Source organism: Cellulomonas timonensis (assembly GCF_900046455.1).
Lineage (GTDB): Bacteria > Actinomycetota > Actinomycetes > Actinomycetales > Cellulomonadaceae > Cellulomonas_A > Cellulomonas_A timonensis.
The window spans coordinates 12,999-34,691 of sequence record NZ_FCOT01000012.1 but is presented as its reverse complement, the minus strand read 5'-3'; the positions used below and the strand labels follow the sequence as shown (position 1 = coordinate 34,691).

Sequence of the window (21,693 nt, the reverse complement as noted above, 5' to 3'; positions counted from 1 at the left end):
GTGGCCGGCAGCCAGCGGGTCTACCGGCAGCGCATCCGGTCGACGCAGTCGCTGAAGAAGATCTTCCGGGCGATGGAGCTCATCGCGGCCTCGCGCATCGGCCGGGCACGTGAGCGCGTCACGGCGGCGACGCCGTACGCGCGGGCCATCACGCGCGCCGTCTCGGCGCTCGCGACCCACTCGACGGTGTCGCACCCGCTGCTCAGCGAGCGCACTGACACCAACCGGGTCGCGGTGCTCGTGATCACCTCGGACCGCGGCATGGCGGGCGCCTACTCGGCGAGCGTCATCCGCGAGACCGAGCGCGTGGTGGAGCGGCTCGAGAAGGCGGGCAAGGAGGTCGTGCTGTTCGCGACCGGCCGTCGCGCGGTGTCGTACTACACGTTCCGTGGTCGCGCGCTGGGCGGGTCGTGGGTTGGCAACTCGGACGCCCCGACGTCCGAGGTCGCCGACGAGATCGCGAACACGCTGCTCAGCGCGTTCGAGGCCGACGCGGACGAGGGCGGCGTCGGCGAGCTGCACGTGGTCTACACGCAGTTCGTCAACATGGTCACGCAGCGCCCCCGGGTCATCCGGATGCTGCCGCTCGAGGTTGTCGAGGGTGTGGCAGAGCCCGGCGCCAACGAGGTGCTGCCGCTGTACGACTTCGAGCCCAGCCCTGAAGAGGTGCTGGACGCGTTGCTGCCGCGGTACGTGCGCAGCCGGATCTACAGCTGCCTCCTCCAGGCGGCTGCGTCGGAGCTGGCCTCCCGGCAGCGGGCGATGCACACCGCCACCGAGAACGCCGAAGACCTCATCCGCATGTACACGAGGCTGGCCAACCAGGCGCGCCAGGCCGAGATCACCCAGGAGATCAGCGAGATCGTGTCGGGAGCCGACGCACTCGCCTCCTGAACAGACTGCACCACCATTCCCACGCCGGAGCATGCTCCGGTCGAGCGAAGCGAGGCCAGACATGACCGCCACCACCGTCGACGCCACGGCGACCGACTCCGGCGCGCCCGGAGTGGGCAGGGTCGCCCGCGTGATCGGCCCCGTCGTGGACATCGAGTTCCCGTCGGACCAGATCCCCGAGATGTACAACGCCCTCACGGTCGACATCGACCTGTCCGCCCAGGGCGAGGGCGAGGGCGCCTTCACGATGACGCTCGAGGTCGCCCAGCACCTGGGTGACTCGCTCGTCCGTGCGATCGCCCTCAAGCCCACCGACGGCCTGGTGCGCGGCGCCCTGGTCACCGACACGGGCGCCCCGATCAGCGTCCCCGTCGGCGAGATCACCAAGGGCCACGTGTTCAACGTGACCGGCGAGGTGCTCAACCTGGCCCCGGGCGAGAAGTTCGAGGTCACCGAGCGCTGGCCCATCCACCGCAAGCCCCCGGCCTTCGACCAGCTCGAGTCGAAGACGCAGATGTTCGAGACCGGCATCAAGGTCATCGACCTGCTCACGCCGTACGTGCTGGGCGGGAAGATCGGCCTGTTCGGCGGCGCGGGCGTCGGCAAGACGGTCCTCATCCAGGAGATGATCCAGCGCGTCGCGCAGGACCACGGCGGCGTGTCGGTGTTCGCCGGCGTCGGTGAGCGCACCCGTGAGGGCAACGACCTCATCGTCGAGATGGAGGAGGCGGGCGTCTTCGACAAGACCGCCCTCGTCTTCGGCCAGATGGACGAGCCGCCGGGCACGCGTCTGCGCGTGGCCCTGTCCGCGCTCACGATGGCGGAGTACTTCCGCGACGTGCAGAACCAGGACGTGCTGCTCTTCATCGACAACATCTTCCGGTTCACGCAGGCCGGCTCCGAGGTCTCCACGCTGCTCGGCCGCATGCCGTCCGCGGTCGGCTACCAGCCGAACCTCGCCGACGAGATGGGCATGCTTCAGGAGCGCATCACCTCGACGCGTGGGCACTCCATCACGTCGCTGCAGGCCATCTACGTGCCGGCTGACGACTACACCGACCCGGCCCCGGCCACGACGTTCGCGCACCTCGACGCCACGACCGAGCTCAGCCGTGTGATCGCCTCGCGTGGCCTGTACCCGGCCGTCGACCCGCTGGCCTCCACCAGCCGCATCCTCGACCCGCGCTACGTGGGCCAGGCGCACTACGACACGGCCACCCGCGTGAAGTCGATCCTGCAGCGCAACAAGGAGCTCCAGGACATCATCGCGATCCTCGGCGTCGACGAGCTCTCCGAGGAGGACAAGACGGTTGTGGCGCGTGCGCGCCGGATCGAGCAGTTCCTCTCGCAGAACACGTACATGGCCGAGAAGTTCACGGGCGTCGTCGGCTCGACGGTGCCGGTCGCGGAGACCGTCGAGGCGTTCTCGAAGATCGCGGACGGCGAGTTCGACCACGTGGCCGAGCAGGCGTTCTTCAACATCGGCGGCCTCGAGGACCTCGAGCGCAACTGGGCGCGGATCCAGAAGGAGTACGGCGTCTGAGGACGTCGCCTTCCCCCGTCCCCCCACCTGTGAAGGAGTGAGCGTGGCAGAGCTCGAGGTCGACATCGTCGCCCCCGACGGCAAGATCTGGTCGGGCACGGCGCAGCAGGTCAGTGCGCCTGCCGCCGACGGCGAGATCGGCATCCGTGTGGGCCACACCCCGTTGCTCTCCGTGCTGCGGCGCGGGGAGCTGCGGGTCGCGGGCGCCGGCGGCGCGCCCAAGCGCTGGATCGTCGAGGGTGGGTTCCTCTCTGTGGACGCCGACAATGTGACGGTCGTCGTCGACTCCGTCGAGCAGGTCTCGGGCGGCCCCTCCGCCCCGACCTCGCACTGACGGCAGGCGAGGATGGGGCTGTGGCTCGGCCTGATCCTCGGCGGGCTGCTGCTCGCCGCGTTCGTGGTGGCCGTAGTCTGGACCTCCCGGATGCGCACGCTGTCAGGACGGGTGGGGTCCTTCGAGTGCGGTTCCCGCATGAACAAGGACCTGCCCGCTGGTTGGAAGGCCGGGATCGGCCAGTACGGCGCTGAGCGCCTCTACTGGTGGCGGTCCTGGTCGCTCGCGCTACGGCCGTCGCAGTGCTGGTCTCGCACCGCACTGGTGATCGTGTCGCGTGAGCCGATGGACGAGCCCGGGCGGGTGCTCGTCACCTGCCAGGCGGGTGACGAGTCGTTCGAGCTGACGATGTCACGCGAGGCCTACGCCGGCCTCACCTCATGGATCGAGGCGGCTCCGGCCGCAGTGGGCAGGGTGATCTGAGTTGCGACTTGTCGTCGCACGCTGTGCCGCGCGGTATAGCGGCCGGTTGAACGCGCACCTGCCTGAGGCGACGCGCCTGCTGGTGGTCAAGGCCGACGGCAGCGTGCTGCTGCACTCCGACGGCGGCTCGTACAAGCCGCTGAACTGGATGAGCCCCCCATGCGTCCTCGCGGTGCGCAAGGTGGACGATGCGGCGCGTGAGCGCGGCGTGACCGAGGTGTGGCACGTCCAGCACACCAAGAGCGACGACCGGCTCGAGATCGAGTTGTTCGAGGTGCTGCACGACTCGGCGCACGACCTGGGCATCGACCCCGGCCTGGTCAAGGACGGCGTCGAGGCGCACCTGCAGGAGATGCTGGCGGCGCAGATCGACCTGCTCGGCGCCGGCCTGACCCTGGTCCGACGGGAGTTCCCGACGGCGATCGGGCCCGTCGACATCCTGGCGCGGGACGCCAGCGGCGGCACCGTGGCCGTCGAGATCAAGCGGCGCGGGGACATCGACGGGGTCGAGCAGCTCACGCGCTACCTCGAGCTGCTGAACCGGGACCCGCTGATCGCCCCAGTGCGCGGGGTGTTCGCCGCGCAGGAGATCAAGCCGCAGGCGCGCGTGCTGGCCCAGGATCGCGGGATCGGCTGCCTCGTCCTCGACTATGACGCGATGCGCGGAGTCGACGACGTGGACTCGCGCCTGTTCTGACCGGCTCCGCTCGACGTGGTGACGCTTCCTCGGCCGGTTGCCGGACAGCCACGGCTCCGTCGCGGCAAGATGGCCCGATGAGCACTCCCCGCGGCGCTGAGCCTGCCGACGCCCAGCCCGCCGACGCCCAGCCCGCCGATGCCCAGCCGGTCGTGGTCGAGCGTGGCCAGGTTGTCAGCCCGCGCGGTGTGATCGCGGACGGCGCCGTGGTGATCGACGGTGAGCGGATCGTGTGGGTGGGCGATGCCGCTGAGGCGCCCCCCAGGTGGGCGGACGCGGTCGCGGCGACGGTGGTCGTCCCCGGCCGGAGCGTCCTGCCGGGGCTCGTGGACCTCCACAACCACGGCGGGGGCGGCGTCGGCTTCCCGGATGCCACCACGGTGGATGAGGCCCGGCGCGCGGCGCGTGAGCATCTGCGGCATGGCACCACGAGTGTCGTCGCCTCGCTGGTCACGGCCCCGCGCGACGTGCTGCTGGCCCGCACGGGCCTGCTGGCGGATCTGGTGGACGAGGGTGAGATCATCGGCATCCACCTCGAGGGCCCGTTCCTCTCGGCGCGGAGGTGCGGCGCGCAGGACCCGGGCGCGATGACGCCCGGGGACGCGGGGCTCGTCCGTGAGGTGGCGGTCGCCGCGCGCGGCGGGTTGGCCACGATGACGGTGGCGCCCGAGGCGCCGGGCGTGGTGGACGGCGGTGACGACGCGGTGGCCGCACTGGTGCGCGCCGGTGCGCTGCCATCGTTCGGCCACACCGACGCGAGTGCCGAGCAGGTGGACGCGGGCGTGGTCCGGGCGCGGGCACTGCTCGCGGGGCACGTGGGGGCGCTGTCGGCGCGGCCGACGGCGACGCACTTGTTCAACGGGATGCGCCCGCCGCACCATCGGGACGCGGGCCCCGTGGCCGCCTGCCTCGCGGCGGCCGCGCGGGGCGAGCTGGTGGTCGAGCTCGTCGCGGATGGCGTCCACTTGGACGCGGCCACGGTGCGCGCGGTGTTCGACCTGGTGGGCCCGGGCGCCGTGGCCCTGGTGACCGACGCGATGGCCGCCACCGGCATGCCGGACGGGGACTACGAGCTCGGCGCGCTGGCGGTGCGCGTCCAGGGCGGCGTCGCGCGGCTGGCCTCGCCCGACGGCGTCGACGGGGACGGCGGCGGGGCCATCGCCGGGGGCACCGCGCATCTGCTGGACGTGGTGCGCGCGACGGTGCTCGGCGGCGTGCGGCTCGTCGACGCGGTGCTCGCCGCCGCGACCACCCCGGCGGAGGTGCTCGGACGCCCGGACCTCGGCGCCTTGGAGGCAGGCAGGCGCGCCGACGTGCTGGTCGTGGATGACGACCTGCGCCCGGTGCGGGTGCGACGTGCGGGACGGGTCGTTCAGGGCGTCACGGACAGCTCACCCGCGCGGACCGGCCCGGTGAGCACGACGCGCACGTCGACCACTTTGCCGGCCAGCGTCTCCCAGCCGAGCCCGGCGGCCACGGGCTCAGCCGACCAGTCGTAGCGGCCGCCCTTGGTGGGCGCCTCGGCCGTGCCGGCGAGCTGCCAGGCCGTGTCGTCCTCCGACGCCAGCCGAGGGGAGTCGGTGCTCTCGCGCACCTCGACCCGGGCGTGTGCTGGGCCCGGCCCGGTGCGCGCCAGCGTCACCCGCATGCCCTGTGCCCCTTGCGCGTCCACGGACCGCAACAGCACCCAGCCGCTACGGCGGCCAGGGGCGGGCTGCACCGCGTCACCGGCCTCCCGGGTGCGCTCGGCGAGGGTCGTCGCGTCCTGCTCGTCGTAGTCGGCCAGCCGGAGCACGGCGCCGAGGGCGGCGCGGGGCGGCACGGGCTCGCCGCTGACGCGCAGTTCAGCGCGCAGCGGCTGCTCGGCGCTGGACGGTCCGGCGTGCAGCTCGTGTCGGCCGGGCTCCACCACGTGCTGGTCGCGGCTCACATCCCAGATGGCGAGCTGCTCCATCCGCACGATGAGCTCGACGGTGCGGATCTCGCCGGGGGCGAGCGTCGCCCGGGTGTGCGCGACGAGCCGTCGGCGGGGGACGGGCAGCCGGTGGCCGGGTGACGCGGCGTACACCTGGACGAGCTCGTCGACCGCGCGGGCGCCGCGGTTGGCGACGGTGACGTGCGCGTGGACCTGCCCGTCGGGGTCCACGTCCGTGGTGTCCAGGGTGAGGGCCGTGTACTCCACGTCGGTGTAGGACAGCCCGTGGCCGAAGGCGTACAGGGCTGGGTGCTCGGCGTACCAGTAGGTCGACTTGGCCTCGATGACGTCGTAGTCGAGCAAGTCGCCCACATGCGACTCGTCGGCGGGCCAGCCCTGCGCAAGCCGGCCGCTGGGCTCGACGTCGCCGGCGAGCACGTCGGCCAGCCCGTTCCCGAGCTCCTGGCCCCCGTGCGAGGTCCACACCACTGCGGCGGCGTGGTCGGCGATATCGCCGAGCACGTACGGGTAGGACGACACGACGGTGAGCACGGCCCGCGGGTTGGCCTCGCGCGCGGCGCGCCACAGCTCGGCCTGCTCGTGGGGGAGCCGGAGGTGGGGCCTGTCCTCGGTCTCACGGCCCAGCAGGTGGGGGTCGTTGCCGACGGCGACCAGCACGACGTCCGCGGCGGCGGACACCTCGGCGACGTGCGCGTGCCCGTGGCGCACGGTGCGCAGCGTGAACCGCTCGGCGTCGGCGAGCTCGGCGGCGTCGGCGGCGAGCAGCCCCTGGCCGTGCTGCACGCGGAGCCATCGCCCGCTGCCCAGGTGCCGCAGCGACCAGGCGCCGTCGTCGTGGCGGTGCAGGCGGAAGCTCTCCTGCGCGACCCAGCCGCCCACCCGCCCGGCGGCGGCGCGGATCACCCAGCCGCCGCCCGACCACAGCAGGCCAGTGGCCACCGCGCGCAGCGTCACGATGCCCTCGCCCCCGGCGGTGACGTCGGTCTGGGCCTCGGGGCCGGCGGCGGGCCCGTCGGCGAGGGGGGCGCCATCGACGCCCGGGCGCAGGTATCCGCCGGTGCTGGTGGAGCGCAGCGCGATGCGATCGGCGCCGTCGGCTGTCCGCACCGCGCCGGGGAACCGCGCGGCGAGCGCGCTGGCGATGCCCGCCAGATACGGGGGCGGCCCCGAATACCAGTCGTGCAGCACCCGGTCGGCATGCGGCCCGACCACGGCGATCCGCTGGCCGGTGGCCAGGGGGAGCACGCCGTCGTTGGCGAGGAGCACCACGGACCGGGCGACGGCCTCGCGGGCGAGTGCGCGGTGCTCGGGCAGGTCGATCTGGTCGGGGCCGATCCCGGCGTAGGGGTCGAGCTCAGGGTCCAGCTCGCCGGTGGCGAGGCGCAGCTCGAGGTGGCGCAGCGCGGCCTGGTCGATGTCCGCCTCGGTGATCAGGCCGCGCTCGAGCGCGGCGGCGATCCGGGTGGTGGTGGGCCCCGCGTCGGCGTCGTTGTCGGTGAACGAGTCGACACCGGCGCGCAGCATCGCGGCGTGGCCGGTGACGTGGTCGGGGTAGAACCGCTCGAAGGTGACAAGGTTGCCGGGCGCGGCGGCGTCGGAGACGACGAGCAGCGAGGCGGGCGACCAGCTTCGCAACTCGTCGAGCAGCTCGCGGGCGACGTGGTTGGGCCTTCCGTTGACGAGGTTGTACGAGGGCATGACGGCGCCGACGACACCCGCCTCGATGGGGCCGCGGTAGGCGGGGAGCTCGTACTCGCGCAGCACGCGGGGCCGCAGGCGCGAGCTGGTCAGCGCGCGATCGGTCTCGTTGTTGTAGGCGAGGAAGTGCTTGAGGGTGGGGACCGTGCGCCAGAACACCGGGTGGTCGCCGCGCAGCCCGCGCGCGTAGGCGGTGGCGAGCTCGGCGGTGAGGTGCGGGTCCTCGGAGTAGCCCTCCTCGTTGCGCCCCCAGAGCGGATGACGCAGGGGGTTCACCACGGGCGCCCAGGCGTTGAGGCTGACGGCCGGGTCGGCGGCGTGCTTGGCGCGGAGCTCGACGCCCACGACCTCGCCCACCCGGGTGAGCAGCTCGGTGGACCAGGTCGCCGCGAGGCCCACGGGCTGGGGGAACACGGTGGCGGTCCCGAGCCACGCCACGCCGTGCAGCGCCTCGGCGCCCGTGTGGAAGGCGCGCAGCCCGAGCCGCTCGACGGCGGGGGCGTGCTGGTGCAGCAGGGCGATCTTCTCGTCGAGGGCGAGCTCGGCGAGCAGCGCGCGGGCGCGTGCGGCGCGTGCGGCACCGATGGCCGCGGGGTCGGTGGGGGAGTCGGCCGCCAGGTCGTGCTGGTCGGGCTGGACGTCGTCGTCGGCCACGCTGGTCCTCGGCTTCGGTGCGCTGATGGTCGGATGTTCTCGGCGCCAGTGGCGACCCTGTGGTCGAACCGTTTCGACGATGAGTTCTGCTGGCGGCCTCCGCACACCGTACGCGAAGTCGGCTCTTTCGGACCGCTGAAAGGGAGCAACTGCCAGGAAGATGACAACTTGGTCACGGCGCGACCGGGGTGTTGCGGGACCGAAACGGCTGCCCTAGAGTCGGCCCGTCGAACCGCTTCGATGTTGATTCGTCGAAGCGTTCATCCGAGCCACCCGGTCGTCTGATCACTGCTGATCGGCTCCGGAGCACCACGCCGGCGTGCCCCCGCGCACGGCGGTCTCCTCGCAGTCGTGCGTTTCCACAAGGGAGTGAAGGGCGCTGATGAACACCACCACACACCTCCGCAAGGCCAGCCGGGTCGCGGACGTCCCCGTCGAGCGGAGGTCCTTCCTCGGGATGGTCGCCGCGGGCGCGGCAGTCGTCGGCGTCCCCGCGCTGCTGACCGGCTGCGGGAGCTCGGACGCGCCCCAGGGTGGGGAGGCGGCCGGGGTCAAGCTCGAGGACGCGATCCCCTCGTACATCCCGCAGGAGTACGTCGAGCCGGACTTCCCGAGCGTCAACGGCTCCACCCCTGGATTCGCGAGCCTGCCCGACGCGCTGGTGCAGTCGGTGTCAGCACCGCCCGGGAGCGGCGCGACCTTCGTCGCGATGACCCCGCTGTGGGGGACGATCCCACCCACCAAGGGCAACAAGTACTACGAGGCGGTCAACGAGGCGCTCGGCTCCACGGTCCAATTCCAGATCGCCGACGGCAACACCTACGGCGACAAGCTCGCCACCGTGCTCGCCTCGTCCAAGGACGTGCCCGACTGGGTGTGCGTGCCGAACTGGAACCTCCCACCCCGCTTCGCCTCCGAGATCGTCGGCAACGTCTTCCAGGACCTCACGCCGTTCCTCGCGGGCGACAAGGTCAAGGACTACCCGAACCTCGCGAACATCCCCTCCGACGTGTGGAAGTTCTGCGTGTTCAACGGCCGCCTGTACGGACTGCCGATGCCCGGCGAGGTGCTCACGGACGCGACCTTCTACCGGCAGGACGTGCTCGAGCAGCTCGGTATCTCCCCGGACGTCAAGAACGGCGAGGACCTCATCGCCCTCGCCCTCGAGCTCACCGACACGGGCTCGGGCCGCTGGGGCGCCGAGGACCTGTGGACCACCGCCGCGATCATCCACGCGGTGCCGCCCAAGTGGCGTCTCGACGGCGACAAGCTCGTGCACCGGATCGAGACCGAGGAGTACCGCGCGGCCCTCGCCTGGAACGCGAAGCTCTTCGCCTCCGGCGCCGTGCACCCCGACGCGGTCGCCGGACAGGACGGCGACGCGAAGCAGCGGTTCCAGTCCGGCAAGTCGCTGATCATGGCCGACGGCTTGGGGAGCTGGAACGAGGCACTGCGCGACAACCTCGGCGCCAACCCCGCGTTCTGGCAGCAGCCCTTCGCGCCGTTCGCCGGCGACGGCGGCACGCCCGTGCTGTTCAAGGGCAACCCCGCCAACATCTACTCGTTCCTCAAGAAGTCCGACGACGAGGACCGCATCAAGGAGCTCCTCGCGCTGGCGAACGTGCTCGCGGGACCCTTCGGCACCACCGAGTTCGACCTGGTCAACTACGGCGTCGAGGGCGTGCACTACACCAAGGACGCCGACGGCCTGCCCGTGCCCACAGACCTGGCGGCCACCGAGGTGCAGCCGACGTACATGTTCCTGGTCGGCGGTCCCATCGCGAACGCCAAGGTGCAGTACCCCGGCTACGTCGAGGCGGCCTCCGCCTGGCAGGCCGACGCCGCCCAGTACCTCACCGACCCACTGTTCTTCGGCCGGCAGATCGCCGAGCCGCAGCAGTACGCGTCGATCGGGCAGCCGTTCCAGGATCTCGAGAAGGACATCTCGCGCGGCCGCAAGTCCCTGGACGACCTCGAGGACGCCGTGCAGACCTGGAAGTCCTCGGGCGGTGACGAGCTCCGCGCCTTCTACCAGGACATCCTGGACAAGGAGTGACGGTCCCGCTGCTGCATCGCCGGCGCCCCAAGGCGTCGGACGCCGAACGTCCCGACGGCGCGGCTGCCACCGCGCCGTCGGGGCAGCCCCGCCGCCTCAGCAGGCGTGCGCAGATCGCCCGCGACCGCTCGCTGCTGATCATGGTGCTGCCCGCCGTCGTGCTGCTGGCGGTGTTCGCCTACGTGCCGATGTTCGGCAACATCATGGCGTGGTCGTCCTACTCGCCCTACCAGGGCTTCTTCGGGAGCCCGTGGATCGGCTGGGAGAACTTCGAGCGGGTGTTCAGCAACCCGCTGTTCCTCAACGCGGTCGGCAACACCCTGGCCATCACGGCCTTCCAGCTCGTGTTCTTCTTCCCGGTGCCGATCTTCCTGGCGCTGCTGCTCAACAGCGTGCTGTCCCCGCGCATCCGCACGACGATCCAGTCGATCGTCTATCTGCCGCACTTCTTCTCGTGGGTGCTGGTGGTGACCCTCTTCCAGCAGATGTTCGGCGGCGCCGGGCTGCTGAGCCAGAACCTGCGACAGCACGGGTACGAGGGCTTCGACCTGATGACGAACCCGGACACGTTCCTGGTGCTCATCACCATGCAGTCGGTCTGGAAGGACGCGGGCTGGGGCATCATCATCTTCCTCGCGGCCCTGAGCACCGTCTCGCCGGAGCTGTACGAGGCGGCGGCGGTGGACGGCGCGAATCGGTGGCGGCGGATGTGGCACATCACGCTGCCCGCGCTGCGGCCCGTGGTCATCCTGCTGCTCATCCTGCGCCTGGGCGACTCGCTCACCGTCGGGTTCGAGCAGCTCATCCTGCAGCGCGCCGCCGTGGGGGTGGGCGTCTCGGATGTCATCGACACCTTCGTCTACTACCAGGGCGTGGTGTACGGCGACTGGAGCTTCGCCGCGGCGGCGGGCCTGGTCAAGGGGGTCGTCAGCCTCGCGCTCGTCCTGGGGGCGAACAAGCTGGCGCACGTCTTCGGCGAGTCGGGAGTGTACAAACGCGCATGAGCGGACAGGTCTCACAGCTCACGCCGGGAGCGGCGCCCACGCCCCCCGTCGTGCCCTTCGGGTCAGAGCGCCCGGCCCGGCCACGGCCGAGGCGCCCCACGCACCGGCCGGCCTGGGAGGAGCCGCCCTCGAAGGCCGGCGCCGTCTCGAAGTTCGTGATCCTGGCCGTCGTGGTGCTGACCGTGGTGTTCCCGCTCTACACGGTGGTGCTCACCAGCGTGTCGACGCAGGCGGAGACGATCCGCGCCGGCGGGCTCGTCACCATCCCGGGCGAGATGACCCTCAACGCGTACACGCAGATCCTGTCCGGCGGGGTGGTGACGCGGGCCGCGCTGGTCAGCGTCGGCATCACGGCCGTCGGCACGGTGCTGTCCACGGTGGTGTCAGTGCTCGCGGCGTATGGGCTGTCCCGGCCGGGCTCGTTCATGCACCGGCCCATCCTGTTCGTCTTCCTCATCACCATGTTCTTCGGCGCCGGGCTCATCCCGACGTATCTGCTGGTGAGCGGCCTCGGCCTGATCAACTCGTACTGGGCGCTGATCCTGCCGGGGGCGGTGTCCGCGTTCAACGTGCTGATCCTGCGCAACTTCTTCATGGGCGTGGAGCCGGCGATCCTCGACGCGGCGCGCATCGACGGCGCGGGGGACTGGCGCATCCTGCGCGCGATCGTCCTGCCCATGTCGAAGGCCGCGATCGCCGTCGTCGCGTTGTTCTACGGGGTCGGCTACTGGAACGCGTTCTTCAACGCGATGCTCTACATCAACGACAACGAGAAGTGGCCCATCCAGATGGTGCTGCGCTCATACGTGCTGCAGGGCGTCTCGCTGCCGGGCGGCGGCACCGGCACTGTGGACGTGGCGACGGGCGTCGTCACTGGGCTGCCAGTGCAGATGGCTGTGATGGTGCTGGCCGTGGTGCCAATCCTGCTGGTCTACCCGTTCGTGCAGCGGCACTTCACCAAGGGCGTCATCTTCGGCGCCATCAAGGGCTGAGTTGGCCCTGACCTGCCGGGGCGGGCGCGCTGGTGGCGCGGGCCGTGAGCACGGGCGCGAGCAGCCGGGTCTCCGCGGGCTGCTCGCCCTCGACGCGGGCCATCGCCATCTCCACGGCCACGCGGCCGATCGTGTGGGCGGGGATGTCGACGGAGGTCAGCGGCGTCGGCTGCCCGATGGCGACGTCCTGGGGGCAGATGGCGACGACGGAGACGTCGTCGGGCACGCTGCGCCCACGCTCGCGGAGGGTGGCGACCACGGCTGGCAGCGCCACCTCGTTGTGCACGACGACGCCGGTCACGGCGGGCATCCTCGCCAGCACGGCGTCGACGGCCTCGACGGCGCCGTTGTGCGAGGACTCGCACGACTGGACGGTGCTGGTCAGCCCGAGCGCGGCGGCCTCGAGGGTGAAGCCGCGCAGCATCCGGTCGGCGTAGGAGGTGTGCCGCTCGAGCACGGCGCGCGGGGAGCCGATCAGGGCGACGTGGCGGTGTCCGAGCTCGGCGAGGTGGCGCACCGCGACGCGACCTGCGGCCTCGAAGTCCAGGTCGACGCAGGAGAGCCCTGCGGGGTCCTGGGGCAGGCCGATGAGGACGGTGGGCTGGCGCAGCCCCACCAGCACGGGCACGCGGGGGTCGTCGGCCTCGACGTCCATCATGATCAGCGCGTCCACCATCGAGCCGTCGGCCACCCGCTCGAGGCCTGTCGTGTCGTCCTGGGTCAGCAGCAGCACGTCGTGCTCGAAGGCCCGCGCGCTGGTGACCACCCCGGTGACGAACTGCATGATCACGTTCACGTTGACGTCCGCGCGCAGCGGCGCCATCAGGGCGAGCACCTGGGTGCGGCTCGACGCGAGCGCCCGGGCGCCGGCGTGGGGCCGGTAGCCGAGGTCGCGAATGCTGCGCTCGACCCGCTGGCGGGTGGGCGCGGAGATGGGCCGCTTGCCGGAGAGCACGTAGGACACGGTCGACGTGGAGACTCCTGCCGCTCGTGCCACGTCGTCGATGGTCGCCATGGGGCGCCCCCTTCTGATCTCGCCCTGACGACGAGTCTCGCCCTGACGGCGAGTGGTCGGCCGGGGTCGCTGCGTCCCGGCTGCGGACACTTTAGCGGGGCGCGGGGAGTCGACGGTGGTGCCTCGGCCCGGACGAGTGAAGCAAGCGCTTCGACGATGAATTACCACCCGTTCAGTCCATGGATGCGGGGGATACCTGCTGGACGCGCTCACTTTCGGGGGTTAGCGTGTTGAACCGCTTCGATGATTCGCCGAACGCGACGGACACTGGTGACGACGGGGGCAACGTGGACATCACCACGCAGGGCCGGATGGGCGCAGCGGCGCCAGGGCCAGCGGGAGCCCGGCCGGGCCTCGACGCCCTGACCCGCGACCTCGGGATCCTGTACGGCGGCGACTACAACCCCGAGCAGTGGCCGCGCGAGGTGTGGCGCGAGGATGTGGCGCTCATGCGCGAGGCCGGGGTCAACCTCGTGACGCTCGGCGTCTTCAGCTGGGCCCGCCTCGAGCCGCGGCCCGGCGACTACGACTTCGACTGGCTCGATGAGGTGCTGGGGCTGCTGCACGCGGCCGGCATCGCCGTCGACCTGGCCACGCCCACCGCCTCGCCGCCCCCGTGGCTCGGGCTCCGGTGGCCCGAGGCCCGCGCGGTGACGAGGGACGGGGTGCGGCTCAGCCATGGCTCGCGCAACCACTTCTGCCCGTCGTCCCCGGTCTACCGCGAGCGGTCGCTCGCCATCGCCCGGGCGCTCGTCGAGCGCTACGGCGCCCACCCGGCCGTGCGCATGTGGCACATCGGCAACGAGTACGGCCAGGTGTGCCACTGCGACCTGTGCGGGGCCGAGCTGCAGGCCTGGCTGCGTCGCCGCCACGGGACCATCGCCGAGCTCAACCGGGCGTGGGGCACGTCGTTCTGGAGCCAGCGCTACGACGACTGGGGCGAGATCGTCCCGCCGCGCGCCGCCCCCTACCTGCTCAACCCCTCGCAGGTGCTTGACCACCAGCGGTTCGTCTCCGACCAGCTCCTGGCGCTCTACCTGGAGCAGCGCGACCTGGTGCGGCAGCTCGCGCCCGGAGTCCCCGTCACCACCAATCTCATGGGCTTCCACCGCGCCACCGACTACTGGCGCTGGGCGCCCCACGTCGACGTCGTCGCCGACGACGTCTACGGCGACCCGGCGGACGCGCAATCGCCGGCGATGCTGGCGCTGACCCACGACCTGATGCGCTCGCTGGCGGGCGGGGGCCCGTGGATGGTCATGGAGCAGGCCGCCGGCGCCGTGAACTGGCGCGCCCACAACGTGCCCAAGTCCCCCGCGCGGATGCGCCTGGACTCGCTGCGCGCCATCGCCCGCGGCGCCGACGGCTCCTGCTTCTTCCAGTGGCGGGCCTCGGCCTTCGGCGCCGAGCGGTTCCACTCGGCGCTGCTGCCCCATGCCGGGCCCGACACGCGCCTGCACCGGGCGGTGCGCGCGCACGGCGCGGAGCTCCGCCTGCTGGCGTCGGTGGTGGGGGAGCGCGTGGAGGCGCGCGTGGCGATCGCGTTCGACTGGTCGAGCTGGTGGGCCGCCGAGGAGCCCGCCCAGCCCTCCGACCGGCTGCGCGTGATGGACCAGGTGCGGGCCTACTACCGGCCGCTGTGGCAGGCGGGCGTCGCCGTCGACGTCGTGCATCCTGGCTCCGACCTGTCCGGCTACGACCTGGTCGTCGTCCCGCAGCTCTACCTCCTCGAGGACCCAGATGCGCAGAACCTGCGGGGCGTCGTCGAGCGCGGCGGCGTGCTGCTGCTCGGGCCGTTCTCCGCTGTCGCGGACCGCGACGGGCACGTCCGCCAGGGGCGGTTCCCCGTGCCGTTCGCCGACTTGGTCGGCGCGTCCGGCGAGGAGCAGTGCCCGCTGCCGGACTCTGGCGCCCCGGTGGCATCGGACGCCATCTGGGACTTCACCGCGCACATGTGGGCCGAGCGCCTGCGCCTGGAGGGCGGCGAGGCGGTGGCCGAGTTCATGGGCGCCGACCTCGAGGGCTGCCCCGCGATTGTCCGCCACCCCCACTCGTCGGGCGGCGAGGCCTGGTACGTGGCCGCCACGCCGCCGCAGCAGGTGCTCGACGAGGTCGTGCGGCAGTGCGCCGAGGCGGCCGGGGTGCGCGGCGTGCTGGACCACCCGCCCGACGGTGTCGAGGCCGTGCGCCGCGGCCCCGTGCTGTTCCTGTTCAACGCGGGCTCCGAGGAGCGCAAGGTCGTGCTCCCGGGCTCGTTCCACGACCTGCTGACCGGCGCCCACCACGCTGGCACGGCGCATCTCCCACCCGAGGGCGTCGTCGCCTTGATCGAGAGGACCTCATGAAGTTCACCGATGGCTATTGGCAGGTCCTGCCGGGCGTGAGCATCCTGCGGCCGCAGGCGGTCGACGACGTGGTCGCCGGCGCCGACACGTTGACGCTGTACGCGGCGACGGGCCCGCTCGCCACGCGAGGCGACACGCTCAACCGCCCGCTCATCACCGTGTCCTTCCACACGCCGATGGACGACGTGGTGGGGGTGACCATCGAGCACTTCCAGGGCGGCGTCGAGCGCGGCCCCAGGTTCGAGCTCGCGAGCGCGGTGGCCGACGTCAAGGTCGCCGGGCCGGAGCTGACCGGCGAGCCGGTGGCGACGTTCCGCTCGGGGGGGCTGACGGCGCGGGTCGCGACCGAGGGGGAGTGGACCGTCGACTTCCAGGCCGACGGGCGCACGCTGACCACGTCGACGCCGCGCAGCGTCGGAGTGATCACTGACGCAGAGGGCCGCCACTTCGTCCGCGAGCAGCTCACGCTCGGCGTCGGCGAGCATGTCTACGGGCTGGGCGAGCGGTTCGGCGCGCTGGTCAAGAACGGCCAGACCGTCGACATCTGGAACGCCGACGGCGGCACCGCCTCCGACCAGGCCTACAAGAACGTGCCCTTCTACCTGACCGACGCCGGCTATGGGGTCTTCGTCGACCAGCCCGAGCGCGTCTCGTTCGAGGTGGGCACCGAGGTCGTCTCGCGCGCGCAGTTCAGCGTCGAGGGCCAGTCGCTGCGGTACTACGTGATCTACGGGCCCACGCCCAAGGACATCCTGCGCAAACTCACGGCGCTCACGGGCCGCCCGGCGCGGGTGCCCGAGTGGTCGTACGGGCTGTGGCTCTCCACGTCCTTCACCACGAGCTACGACGAGGCGACTGTCACCAGCTTCATCGACGGCATGGCCGAGCGGGACCTGCCGTTGTCGGTCTTCCACTTCGACTGCTTCTGGATGCGCCAGTTCCACTGGTGCGACTTCGTGTGGGACCCGGCCACGTTCCCCGACCCGGCGGGCATGCTCGCGCGGCTCAAGGCCAAGGGCCTGAAGATCTGCGTGTGGATCAACCCGTACATCGCGCAGCGCTCGGCGCTGTTCGCGGAGGGGCGCGAGCGCGGGTACCTGGTGACGAACCCGGACGGCTCGGTGTGGCAGTGGAACCTGTGGCAGGCGGGCATGGCGCTCGTCGACTTCACGAACCCCGAGGCCACGGCCTGGTACCAGGGCAAGCTGCGGGCGCTGCTGGACATGGGCGTCGACGCGTTCAAGACGGACTTCGGCGAGCGCATCCCCACCGACGTCGTCTGGCATGACGGCTCCGACCCGGCCGGGATGCACAACTACTACACGCACCTCTACAACAAGGCGGTCTTCGAGCTGCTCGAGGAGGAGAAGGGCGCGGGGGAGGCGGTGTTGTTCGCGCGCTCGGCCACCGCGGGCGGGCAGCAGTTCCCGGTGCACTGGGGCGGGGACTGCGAGTCGACCTTCGTGTCGATGGCGGAGTCGCTGCGCGGGGGCTTGTCGCTGGCGATGTCGGGCTTCGGGTTCTGGAGCCACGACATCGGCGGCTTCGAGGGCACCCCGGACCCGGCGGTGTTCAAGCGCTGGCTCGCGTTCGGGCTGCTGTCCTCGCACAGCCGGCTGCACGGCTCGGACTCCTACCGGGTGCCGTGGGCGTTCGACGAGGAGGCGGTGGACGTTACCCGCCGGTTCACCCGGCTCAAGCTCTCCCTCATGCCGTATCTGGCGCGCATCGGCGCGCAGGCGCATGAGGAGGGCGTGCCGGTGATGCGCCCGATGGCGCTCGAGTTCCCCGAGGACCGCGGCACGGCGGCCATCGACACGCAGTACATGCTGGGCGACGCGCTGCTGGTCGCCCCCGTGTTCAACGCCGAGGGCGACGTGGAGCTGTACGTGCCGGAGGGCGTCTGGACCGACCTGCTGACGGGCGATCAGGTCACGGGCCCGCGCTGGGTGCGCCAGCGGCACGGCTTCGACTCGCTCCCCCTGCTGGTGCGGCCCGGGACGGTGCTGCCGGTCGGCGCGCGCTCCGACCGGCCGGACTACGACTATGCCGACGGTGTGACGCTGCACCTGTTCGAGGTGGAGGACGGCCACCGCTCGACCACCTGGGTGCCGGGGCTCGGCGGCACGGGCGGCGCCACGTTCACCGTGACGCGCCTCGGCGGCCTGGTGCGCGTCGAGGCCACGGGCGCAGGCCTGCCATGGTCCGTGCAGGTCGTGGGCGGCCCGCGCGGCGAGGCGCCCGCTGGAGTCGGGGTGGTCGAGCTGCGCCTGTGAGGCCAGGGCGCCGACGGGGTCTGCGCGGAGCGATGGAAACGCTCCCGCAGACCTCGCGGTCACGCTCCCACTGTTGTATCGTAACGATTCGATCGGTAGCCTGGCCTGCCGGTTGAGAGGCGCCAGCGACGGCGCCGGACGCCCCTCCACGAAGGATCGACGATGACCACCTCGCGCCCGTCCGGTCGGCAGTTCCCCGCCGACTTCCTCTGGGGCTCCGCCACCGCCTCCTACCAGATCGAGGGGGCGACCACCGAAGACGGCCGCGGCCCGTCGATCTGGGACACGTTCTCCCAGACGCCCGGCAAGGTGCTCAACGGCGACACCGGCGACGTGGCCGTGGGCCACTACCACCGCACCGCCGAGGACGTCGCGCTGATGAAGGCGCACGGGCTCGACGCCTACCGGTTCTCCGTCGCCTGGCCGCGCATCCAGCCCACCGGCTCCGGCGCCGTGAACCAGAAGGGCCTCGACTTCTACTCGCGGCTCGTCGACCAGCTCGTCGAGGCCGGCATCGACCCCGTCGTCACGCTGTACCACTGGGACCTGCCGCAGGCCCTCGAGGACGCCGGCGGCTGGCCCGCCCGCGACACGGCCTACCGGTTCGCCGACTACGCGGCAGTGGTCGCCGGGGCGCTGGGCGACCGCGTGAAGATCTGGACCACCCTCAACGAGCCGTGGTGCTCCGCCTACTTGGGCTACGCCTCGGGCGTGCACGCGCCGGGCCGGGAGAACCACGCCGACTCCCTCGCCGCCGTGCACCACCTCAACCTGGCCCACGGCCTGGGCGGGCGCGCGGTCCGCGAGATCGTCGGCGCCGACGCGCAGATCTCCATCACTCTCAACCTGCACGTCACCCGCGCCGCCAGCACCGCCCCCGAGGACGTCGACGCCAAGCGGCGCATCGACGGCCTGGCCAACGGCGTGTTCCTCGGCCCGCTGCTCGACGGCGCCTACCCGGCCGATGTGCTCCAGGACACCGCGTCGGTCACCGACTGGTCCTTCGTGCAGGACGGCGACCTGGAGATCATCAACAGCGGGGTCGACGTGCTCGGCGTCAACTACTACTCGACCGGAATGGTCCGCAAGTCCGACGCCCCCCGCGTGCCGGGCGACGGCAGCCCCGGCCCGGATGGCCACAAGTCCTCGCCGCTGAGCCCGTGGCCCGCCACCGACGACATCGAGTGGATGGCCATGCCCGGCCCGCACACCTCGATGGGCTGGAACATCGACCCCGACGGCCTCACCGAGCTGCTGCTCGACCTGCACGACGCCTACCCGGGCCTGCCGCTGGCCATCACCGAGAACGGCGCCGCGTTCGACGACGAGCTCTCCGCAGACGGCCGCGTGCACGACGAGCGCCGCGTCAGCTACCTGCACGACCACATCGACGCCGTCGGCGCGGCCATGGACAAGGGCGTCGACGTGCGCGGCTACTTCGTGTGGTCGCTGCTCGACAACTTCGAGTGGGCCTACGGGTACGACCGCCGGTTCGGCATCGTGCGCGTGGACTACGACACTCTCGAGCGGACCCGCAAGGACTCCTCGTACTGGTACGGCGAGCTCGTCCGCACCGGCAAGATCCCGACCGTGGAGTCGGCGCCCCGCCTGGGCTGACCCCGAGCGCCACGGCCGCCCACCCTGTCCCGCCGACAGGGCGGGCGGCCGTTCGCATGCGCGGGACTGAGAGAGGATGGACCCGTGCCCAGCGGACGTCGATCGACCAAACGGCCCTACGGGACCGAGCACGTCCCGCTCGACCCCGACCGCCTGCGGGGCGGCCGCCGCACCGAGGCCGGGTCGGACGGGGAGTGGACGGTGCAGGACGTGCGCGGCTCTGACCGTCCCTACCGCTGCCCCGGCTGCGATCAGCTCATCGCGCCCGGCACCGCGCACGTCGTCGCCTGGGCCGCCGACGGGATGTTCGGGGCCGAGGCCGCGCTCGACGACCGCCGGCACTGGCACAACGCGTGCTGGGCCGCTCGAGGCCGTCGCGGGCCACGCCGCTGAGCCACCCGCCGCTGAGCGGAGGGTCCCCGGTCCGGCCGCGCCGTGGCGGCTAGGGTCGGCCAGGTGCACCCCCGCGTCCCCCGCCTCATCGCCACCGACCTCGACGGCACTTTGCTGCGGTCGGACGGCGCCCTCTCGGCCCGTACCCGCGACGCGTTGCGCGCCGTCGAGGACGCCGGGATCGGCGTCGTCTTCGTCACCGCGCGTCCGCCGCGCTGGGTGGACGAGCTGCGCGCCGCCGTGGGCGGGCACGGGGCCGCGATCTGCGCCAACGGCTCGGCCGTCTACGACGTGCACGAGCGCAGCGTGCTGGTGGACCGCGGCATGGGCCCCGAGCTGGTCGCCGAGCTCGTCGACGACCTGCGGCGGGCCGTCGCGGGGGCGTCGTTCGCCGTCGAGAGCATCCACGGCCTCGCCGCCGAGCCGGGCTTCGGCGCCAACGCCGCCCCGCCGTGGGACGCCGCGCACACCGTCGACGTGACCCACGCCCTCGCCGGCTCGACGCTCAAGCTGCTCCTGCGCTCCACGGCGCTCGGGCCCGTCGAGCTGCTCGAGCACGTCCACGCGGCACTGGCCGAGCGCGCGATCGTCGCCGACTCGGGCGCCCAGGGCCTCGCGGAGATCACCGGCCCCGGGGTCACGAAGGCCTCGACCCTCGCGCACTGGGCCGCCGGCCACGGCATCGAGGCGGCGGACGTGTGGGCGTTCGGCGACGCGCCCAACGACCTGCCGATGCTCGCGTGGGCGGGGGAGTCCTTCGCGGTGGCGAATGCCTACCCGGCAGTGCGCGCCGCGGCGTCGCGGACCTGCGCCTCGAACGATGACGACGGGGTCGCCCGGCAGCTCGAGGCCGCACTCGAAGGCCTCGCCCGGCGCGGATAGGCTCGTCGACGCTGCCCACACCTGGTCCGGCCCCGTCATCGGCGCCGAGCCCGACGCCGCGGCCGGCCCGGCGTCCGACACCGAGGAGACCGTATGACCGCCACCCCAGGCGACGCGCCCATCCCCGCGCTCGCGGTCCGCGAGCTGCGCGGCGGCACGGCCGGCTCCACGCCGCTGGTGCTGCTGCACGGCTTCCCGGTGGACTCGCGCATGTGGGAGTCCACTGTGGCCCAGCTCCCCGGCGACCGGACTGTGCTGGGCGTCGACCTCCCCGGCCTCGGCGGCTCGGCCGATGTCGACCTGCCCACCCCGCCCGCGCTCGAGGCCGCCGCCGACGCGGTCGCGCTGGCCCTCGCCGAGCGGGGCATCGACCGTGCTGTCGTGGCAGGCCTGTCGATGGGCGGCTATGTCGCCCTCGCGCTGCTGGAGCGCCACCCCGCCCTGGTGGCCGGGCTCGGGCTGCTCGACACCAAGGCCACGGCCGACGACGACGACGCGCGGGTGAACCGGCTCCGGATCGCCGACGCCGTGGAGGAGACGGGCTCGGTCGCCGAGGTGCTGCCGATGGGGACAGCCCTGCTCGGCGAGTCCACCCGTGCCGCCCGCCCGACGCTCGCCGCGACCCTGACCGCGTGGATCGAGGACCAGCAGCCGACCGGCGTCGCCTGGTCCCAGCGCGCCATGGCGGCGCGGCCGGACCGCAGCCACCTGCTGCGCGCCTTCGAGGGGCCCGCGATGGTGCTGGTCGGCGACGAGGACCAGGTCACGCCCGCCTCGGTGGCCGAGCCGATGGCGGCGGCGCTGCCCGCCGCGCAACTCGTGGTGGTGGTGCGCAGCGGGCATATGACCGCCGTCGAGGACCCCGCCGCAGTCGCGGCGGGACTGGGCGACCTGGCCCAGCGCGTGGACGCGGCCGACGCCTGATCCTGCCCGC

Annotated in this window: 16 protein-coding genes and 1 pseudogene; 15 read left to right on the top strand and 2 right to left on the bottom strand. The window is 72.3% G+C overall.

Going from position 1 to position 21,693, the window contains the following annotated elements:
• The 6 genes from BN3788_RS08600 (at position 1) to BN3788_RS19755 (ending at position 5,390) form a co-directional block, all read left to right on the top strand.
• Complete coding sequence (locus BN3788_RS08600; RefSeq protein WP_066584565.1) at positions 1 to 894, top strand: F0F1 ATP synthase subunit gamma; 894 nt, start codon at positions 1 to 3, stop codon at positions 892 to 894.
• A 61-nt stretch (positions 895 to 955) separates the two neighbouring features.
• Positions 956 to 2,437 (top strand): F0F1 ATP synthase subunit beta, encoded by a 1,482-nt coding sequence (gene atpD, locus BN3788_RS08595; protein ID WP_066584558.1) that lies wholly within the window; start codon positions 956 to 958, stop codon positions 2,435 to 2,437.
• 43 nt (positions 2,438 to 2,480) lie between these two features.
• Positions 2,481 to 2,771, top strand: coding sequence for a F0F1 ATP synthase subunit epsilon (locus tag BN3788_RS08590; protein WP_066584556.1), 291 nt, complete (start codon positions 2,481 to 2,483; stop codon positions 2,769 to 2,771).
• 12 nt (positions 2,772 to 2,783) lie between these two features.
• Complete coding sequence (locus BN3788_RS08585; protein ID WP_066584553.1) at positions 2,784 to 3,194, top strand: DUF2550 domain-containing protein; 411 nt, start codon at positions 2,784 to 2,786, stop codon at positions 3,192 to 3,194.
• A 1-nt stretch (position 3,195) separates the two neighbouring features.
• Positions 3,196 to 3,891, top strand: a complete 696-nt coding sequence (nucS, locus tag BN3788_RS08580) for an endonuclease NucS (RefSeq protein WP_066584549.1) — start codon at positions 3,196 to 3,198, stop codon at positions 3,889 to 3,891.
• A 77-nt stretch (positions 3,892 to 3,968) separates the two neighbouring features.
• Positions 3,969 to 5,390: an N-acetylglucosamine-6-phosphate deacetylase gene (locus BN3788_RS19755; protein WP_147525092.1), complete on the top strand. Its 1,422-nt coding sequence runs from the start codon at positions 3,969 to 3,971 to the stop codon at positions 5,388 to 5,390.
• 380 nt (positions 5,391 to 5,770) lie between these two features.
• Here BN3788_RS19755 and BN3788_RS08570 read toward each other — a convergent pair.
• A pseudogene (locus BN3788_RS08570) lies at positions 5,771 to 8,179 on the bottom strand (beta-glucosidase); the annotation flags it as partial.
• Between the two features lie 382 nt (positions 8,180 to 8,561).
• Here BN3788_RS08570 and BN3788_RS08565 point away from each other — a divergent pair.
• The 3 genes from BN3788_RS08565 to BN3788_RS08555 are packed head-to-tail and all read left to right on the top strand — an operon-like array spanning position 8,562 to position 12,231.
• Positions 8,562 to 10,235, top strand: a complete 1,674-nt coding sequence (locus BN3788_RS08565; protein ID WP_066584539.1) for an extracellular solute-binding protein — start codon at positions 8,562 to 8,564, stop codon at positions 10,233 to 10,235.
• On the top strand, positions 10,232 to 11,239 hold the full coding sequence (locus BN3788_RS08560) for an ABC transporter permease (protein WP_066584536.1): 1,008 nt from the start codon (positions 10,232 to 10,234) through the stop codon (positions 11,237 to 11,239). Before BN3788_RS08565 ends, BN3788_RS08560 begins: the two co-directional genes overlap by 4 nt.
• Positions 11,236 to 12,231, top strand: coding sequence for a carbohydrate ABC transporter permease (locus tag BN3788_RS08555; protein ID WP_066584533.1), 996 nt, complete (start codon positions 11,236 to 11,238; stop codon positions 12,229 to 12,231). The genes BN3788_RS08560 and BN3788_RS08555 overlap by 4 nt, the downstream gene beginning before the upstream one ends.
• Here the strand turns inward: BN3788_RS08555 and BN3788_RS08550 are convergent.
• A complete protein-coding gene (locus tag BN3788_RS08550; RefSeq protein ID WP_066584531.1) occupies positions 12,221 to 13,246 on the bottom strand; it encodes a LacI family DNA-binding transcriptional regulator in 1,026 nt (341 codons plus the stop codon). The two genes, BN3788_RS08555 and BN3788_RS08550, sit on opposite strands and share 11 nt — an antisense overlap.
• 287 nt (positions 13,247 to 13,533) lie before the next feature.
• Here BN3788_RS08550 and BN3788_RS08545 point away from each other — a divergent pair, with 287 nt between their 5' ends.
• From BN3788_RS08545 to BN3788_RS08520, 6 genes are all read left to right on the top strand, one after another.
• Positions 13,534 to 15,591, top strand: coding sequence for a beta-galactosidase (locus tag BN3788_RS08545; protein WP_315969750.1), 2,058 nt, complete (start codon positions 13,534 to 13,536; stop codon positions 15,589 to 15,591).
• On the top strand, positions 15,588 to 17,867 hold the full coding sequence (gene yicI / locus BN3788_RS08540; protein ID WP_066584528.1) for an alpha-xylosidase: 2,280 nt from the start codon (positions 15,588 to 15,590) through the stop codon (positions 17,865 to 17,867). Before BN3788_RS08545 ends, yicI begins: the two co-directional genes overlap by 4 nt.
• A 162-nt stretch (positions 17,868 to 18,029) precedes the next feature.
• The gene (locus BN3788_RS08535; RefSeq protein ID WP_066584525.1) at positions 18,030 to 19,484 is read left to right on the top strand and encodes a glycoside hydrolase family 1 protein; all 1,455 of its coding nucleotides are present in this window, start codon (positions 18,030 to 18,032) and stop codon (positions 19,482 to 19,484) included.
• Positions 19,485 to 19,568: 84 nt separating this feature from the next.
• Entirely contained in the window at positions 19,569 to 19,877 is a 309-nt protein-coding gene (locus BN3788_RS08530; RefSeq protein ID WP_066584524.1) for a hypothetical protein, read from the top strand.
• 63 nt (positions 19,878 to 19,940) lie between these two features.
• A complete protein-coding gene (locus BN3788_RS08525; RefSeq protein ID WP_066584522.1) occupies positions 19,941 to 20,759 on the top strand; it encodes an HAD family hydrolase in 819 nt (272 codons plus the stop codon).
• 93 nt (positions 20,760 to 20,852) lie between these two features.
• Complete coding sequence (locus BN3788_RS08520; RefSeq protein ID WP_082812744.1) at positions 20,853 to 21,683, top strand: alpha/beta fold hydrolase; 831 nt, start codon at positions 20,853 to 20,855, stop codon at positions 21,681 to 21,683.
• The last annotated feature ends 10 nt before the right edge of the window (positions 21,684 to 21,693 follow it).

Coding starts and splice junctions, on each gene's coding strand:
- yicI (WP_066584528.1), top strand. CDS start 15,588: ATGAAGTTCACCGATGGCTATTGGCAGGTCCTGCCGGGCGTGAGCATC.
- BN3788_RS19755 (WP_147525092.1), top strand. CDS start 3,969: ATGAGCACTCCCCGCGGCGCTGAGCCTGCCGACGCCCAGCCCGCCGAC.
- BN3788_RS08550 (WP_066584531.1), bottom strand. CDS start 13,246: ATGGCGACCATCGACGACGTGGCACGAGCGGCAGGAGTCTCCACGTCG.
- BN3788_RS08585 (WP_066584553.1), top strand. CDS start 2,784: ATGGGGCTGTGGCTCGGCCTGATCCTCGGCGGGCTGCTGCTCGCCGCG.
- BN3788_RS08555 (WP_066584533.1), top strand. CDS start 11,236: ATGAGCGGACAGGTCTCACAGCTCACGCCGGGAGCGGCGCCCACGCCC.
- atpD (WP_066584558.1), top strand. CDS start 956: ATGACCGCCACCACCGTCGACGCCACGGCGACCGACTCCGGCGCGCCC.
- BN3788_RS08520 (WP_082812744.1), top strand. CDS start 20,853: ATGACCGCCACCCCAGGCGACGCGCCCATCCCCGCGCTCGCGGTCCGC.
- BN3788_RS08565 (WP_066584539.1), top strand. CDS start 8,562: ATGAACACCACCACACACCTCCGCAAGGCCAGCCGGGTCGCGGACGTC.
- BN3788_RS08535 (WP_066584525.1), top strand. CDS start 18,030: ATGACCACCTCGCGCCCGTCCGGTCGGCAGTTCCCCGCCGACTTCCTC.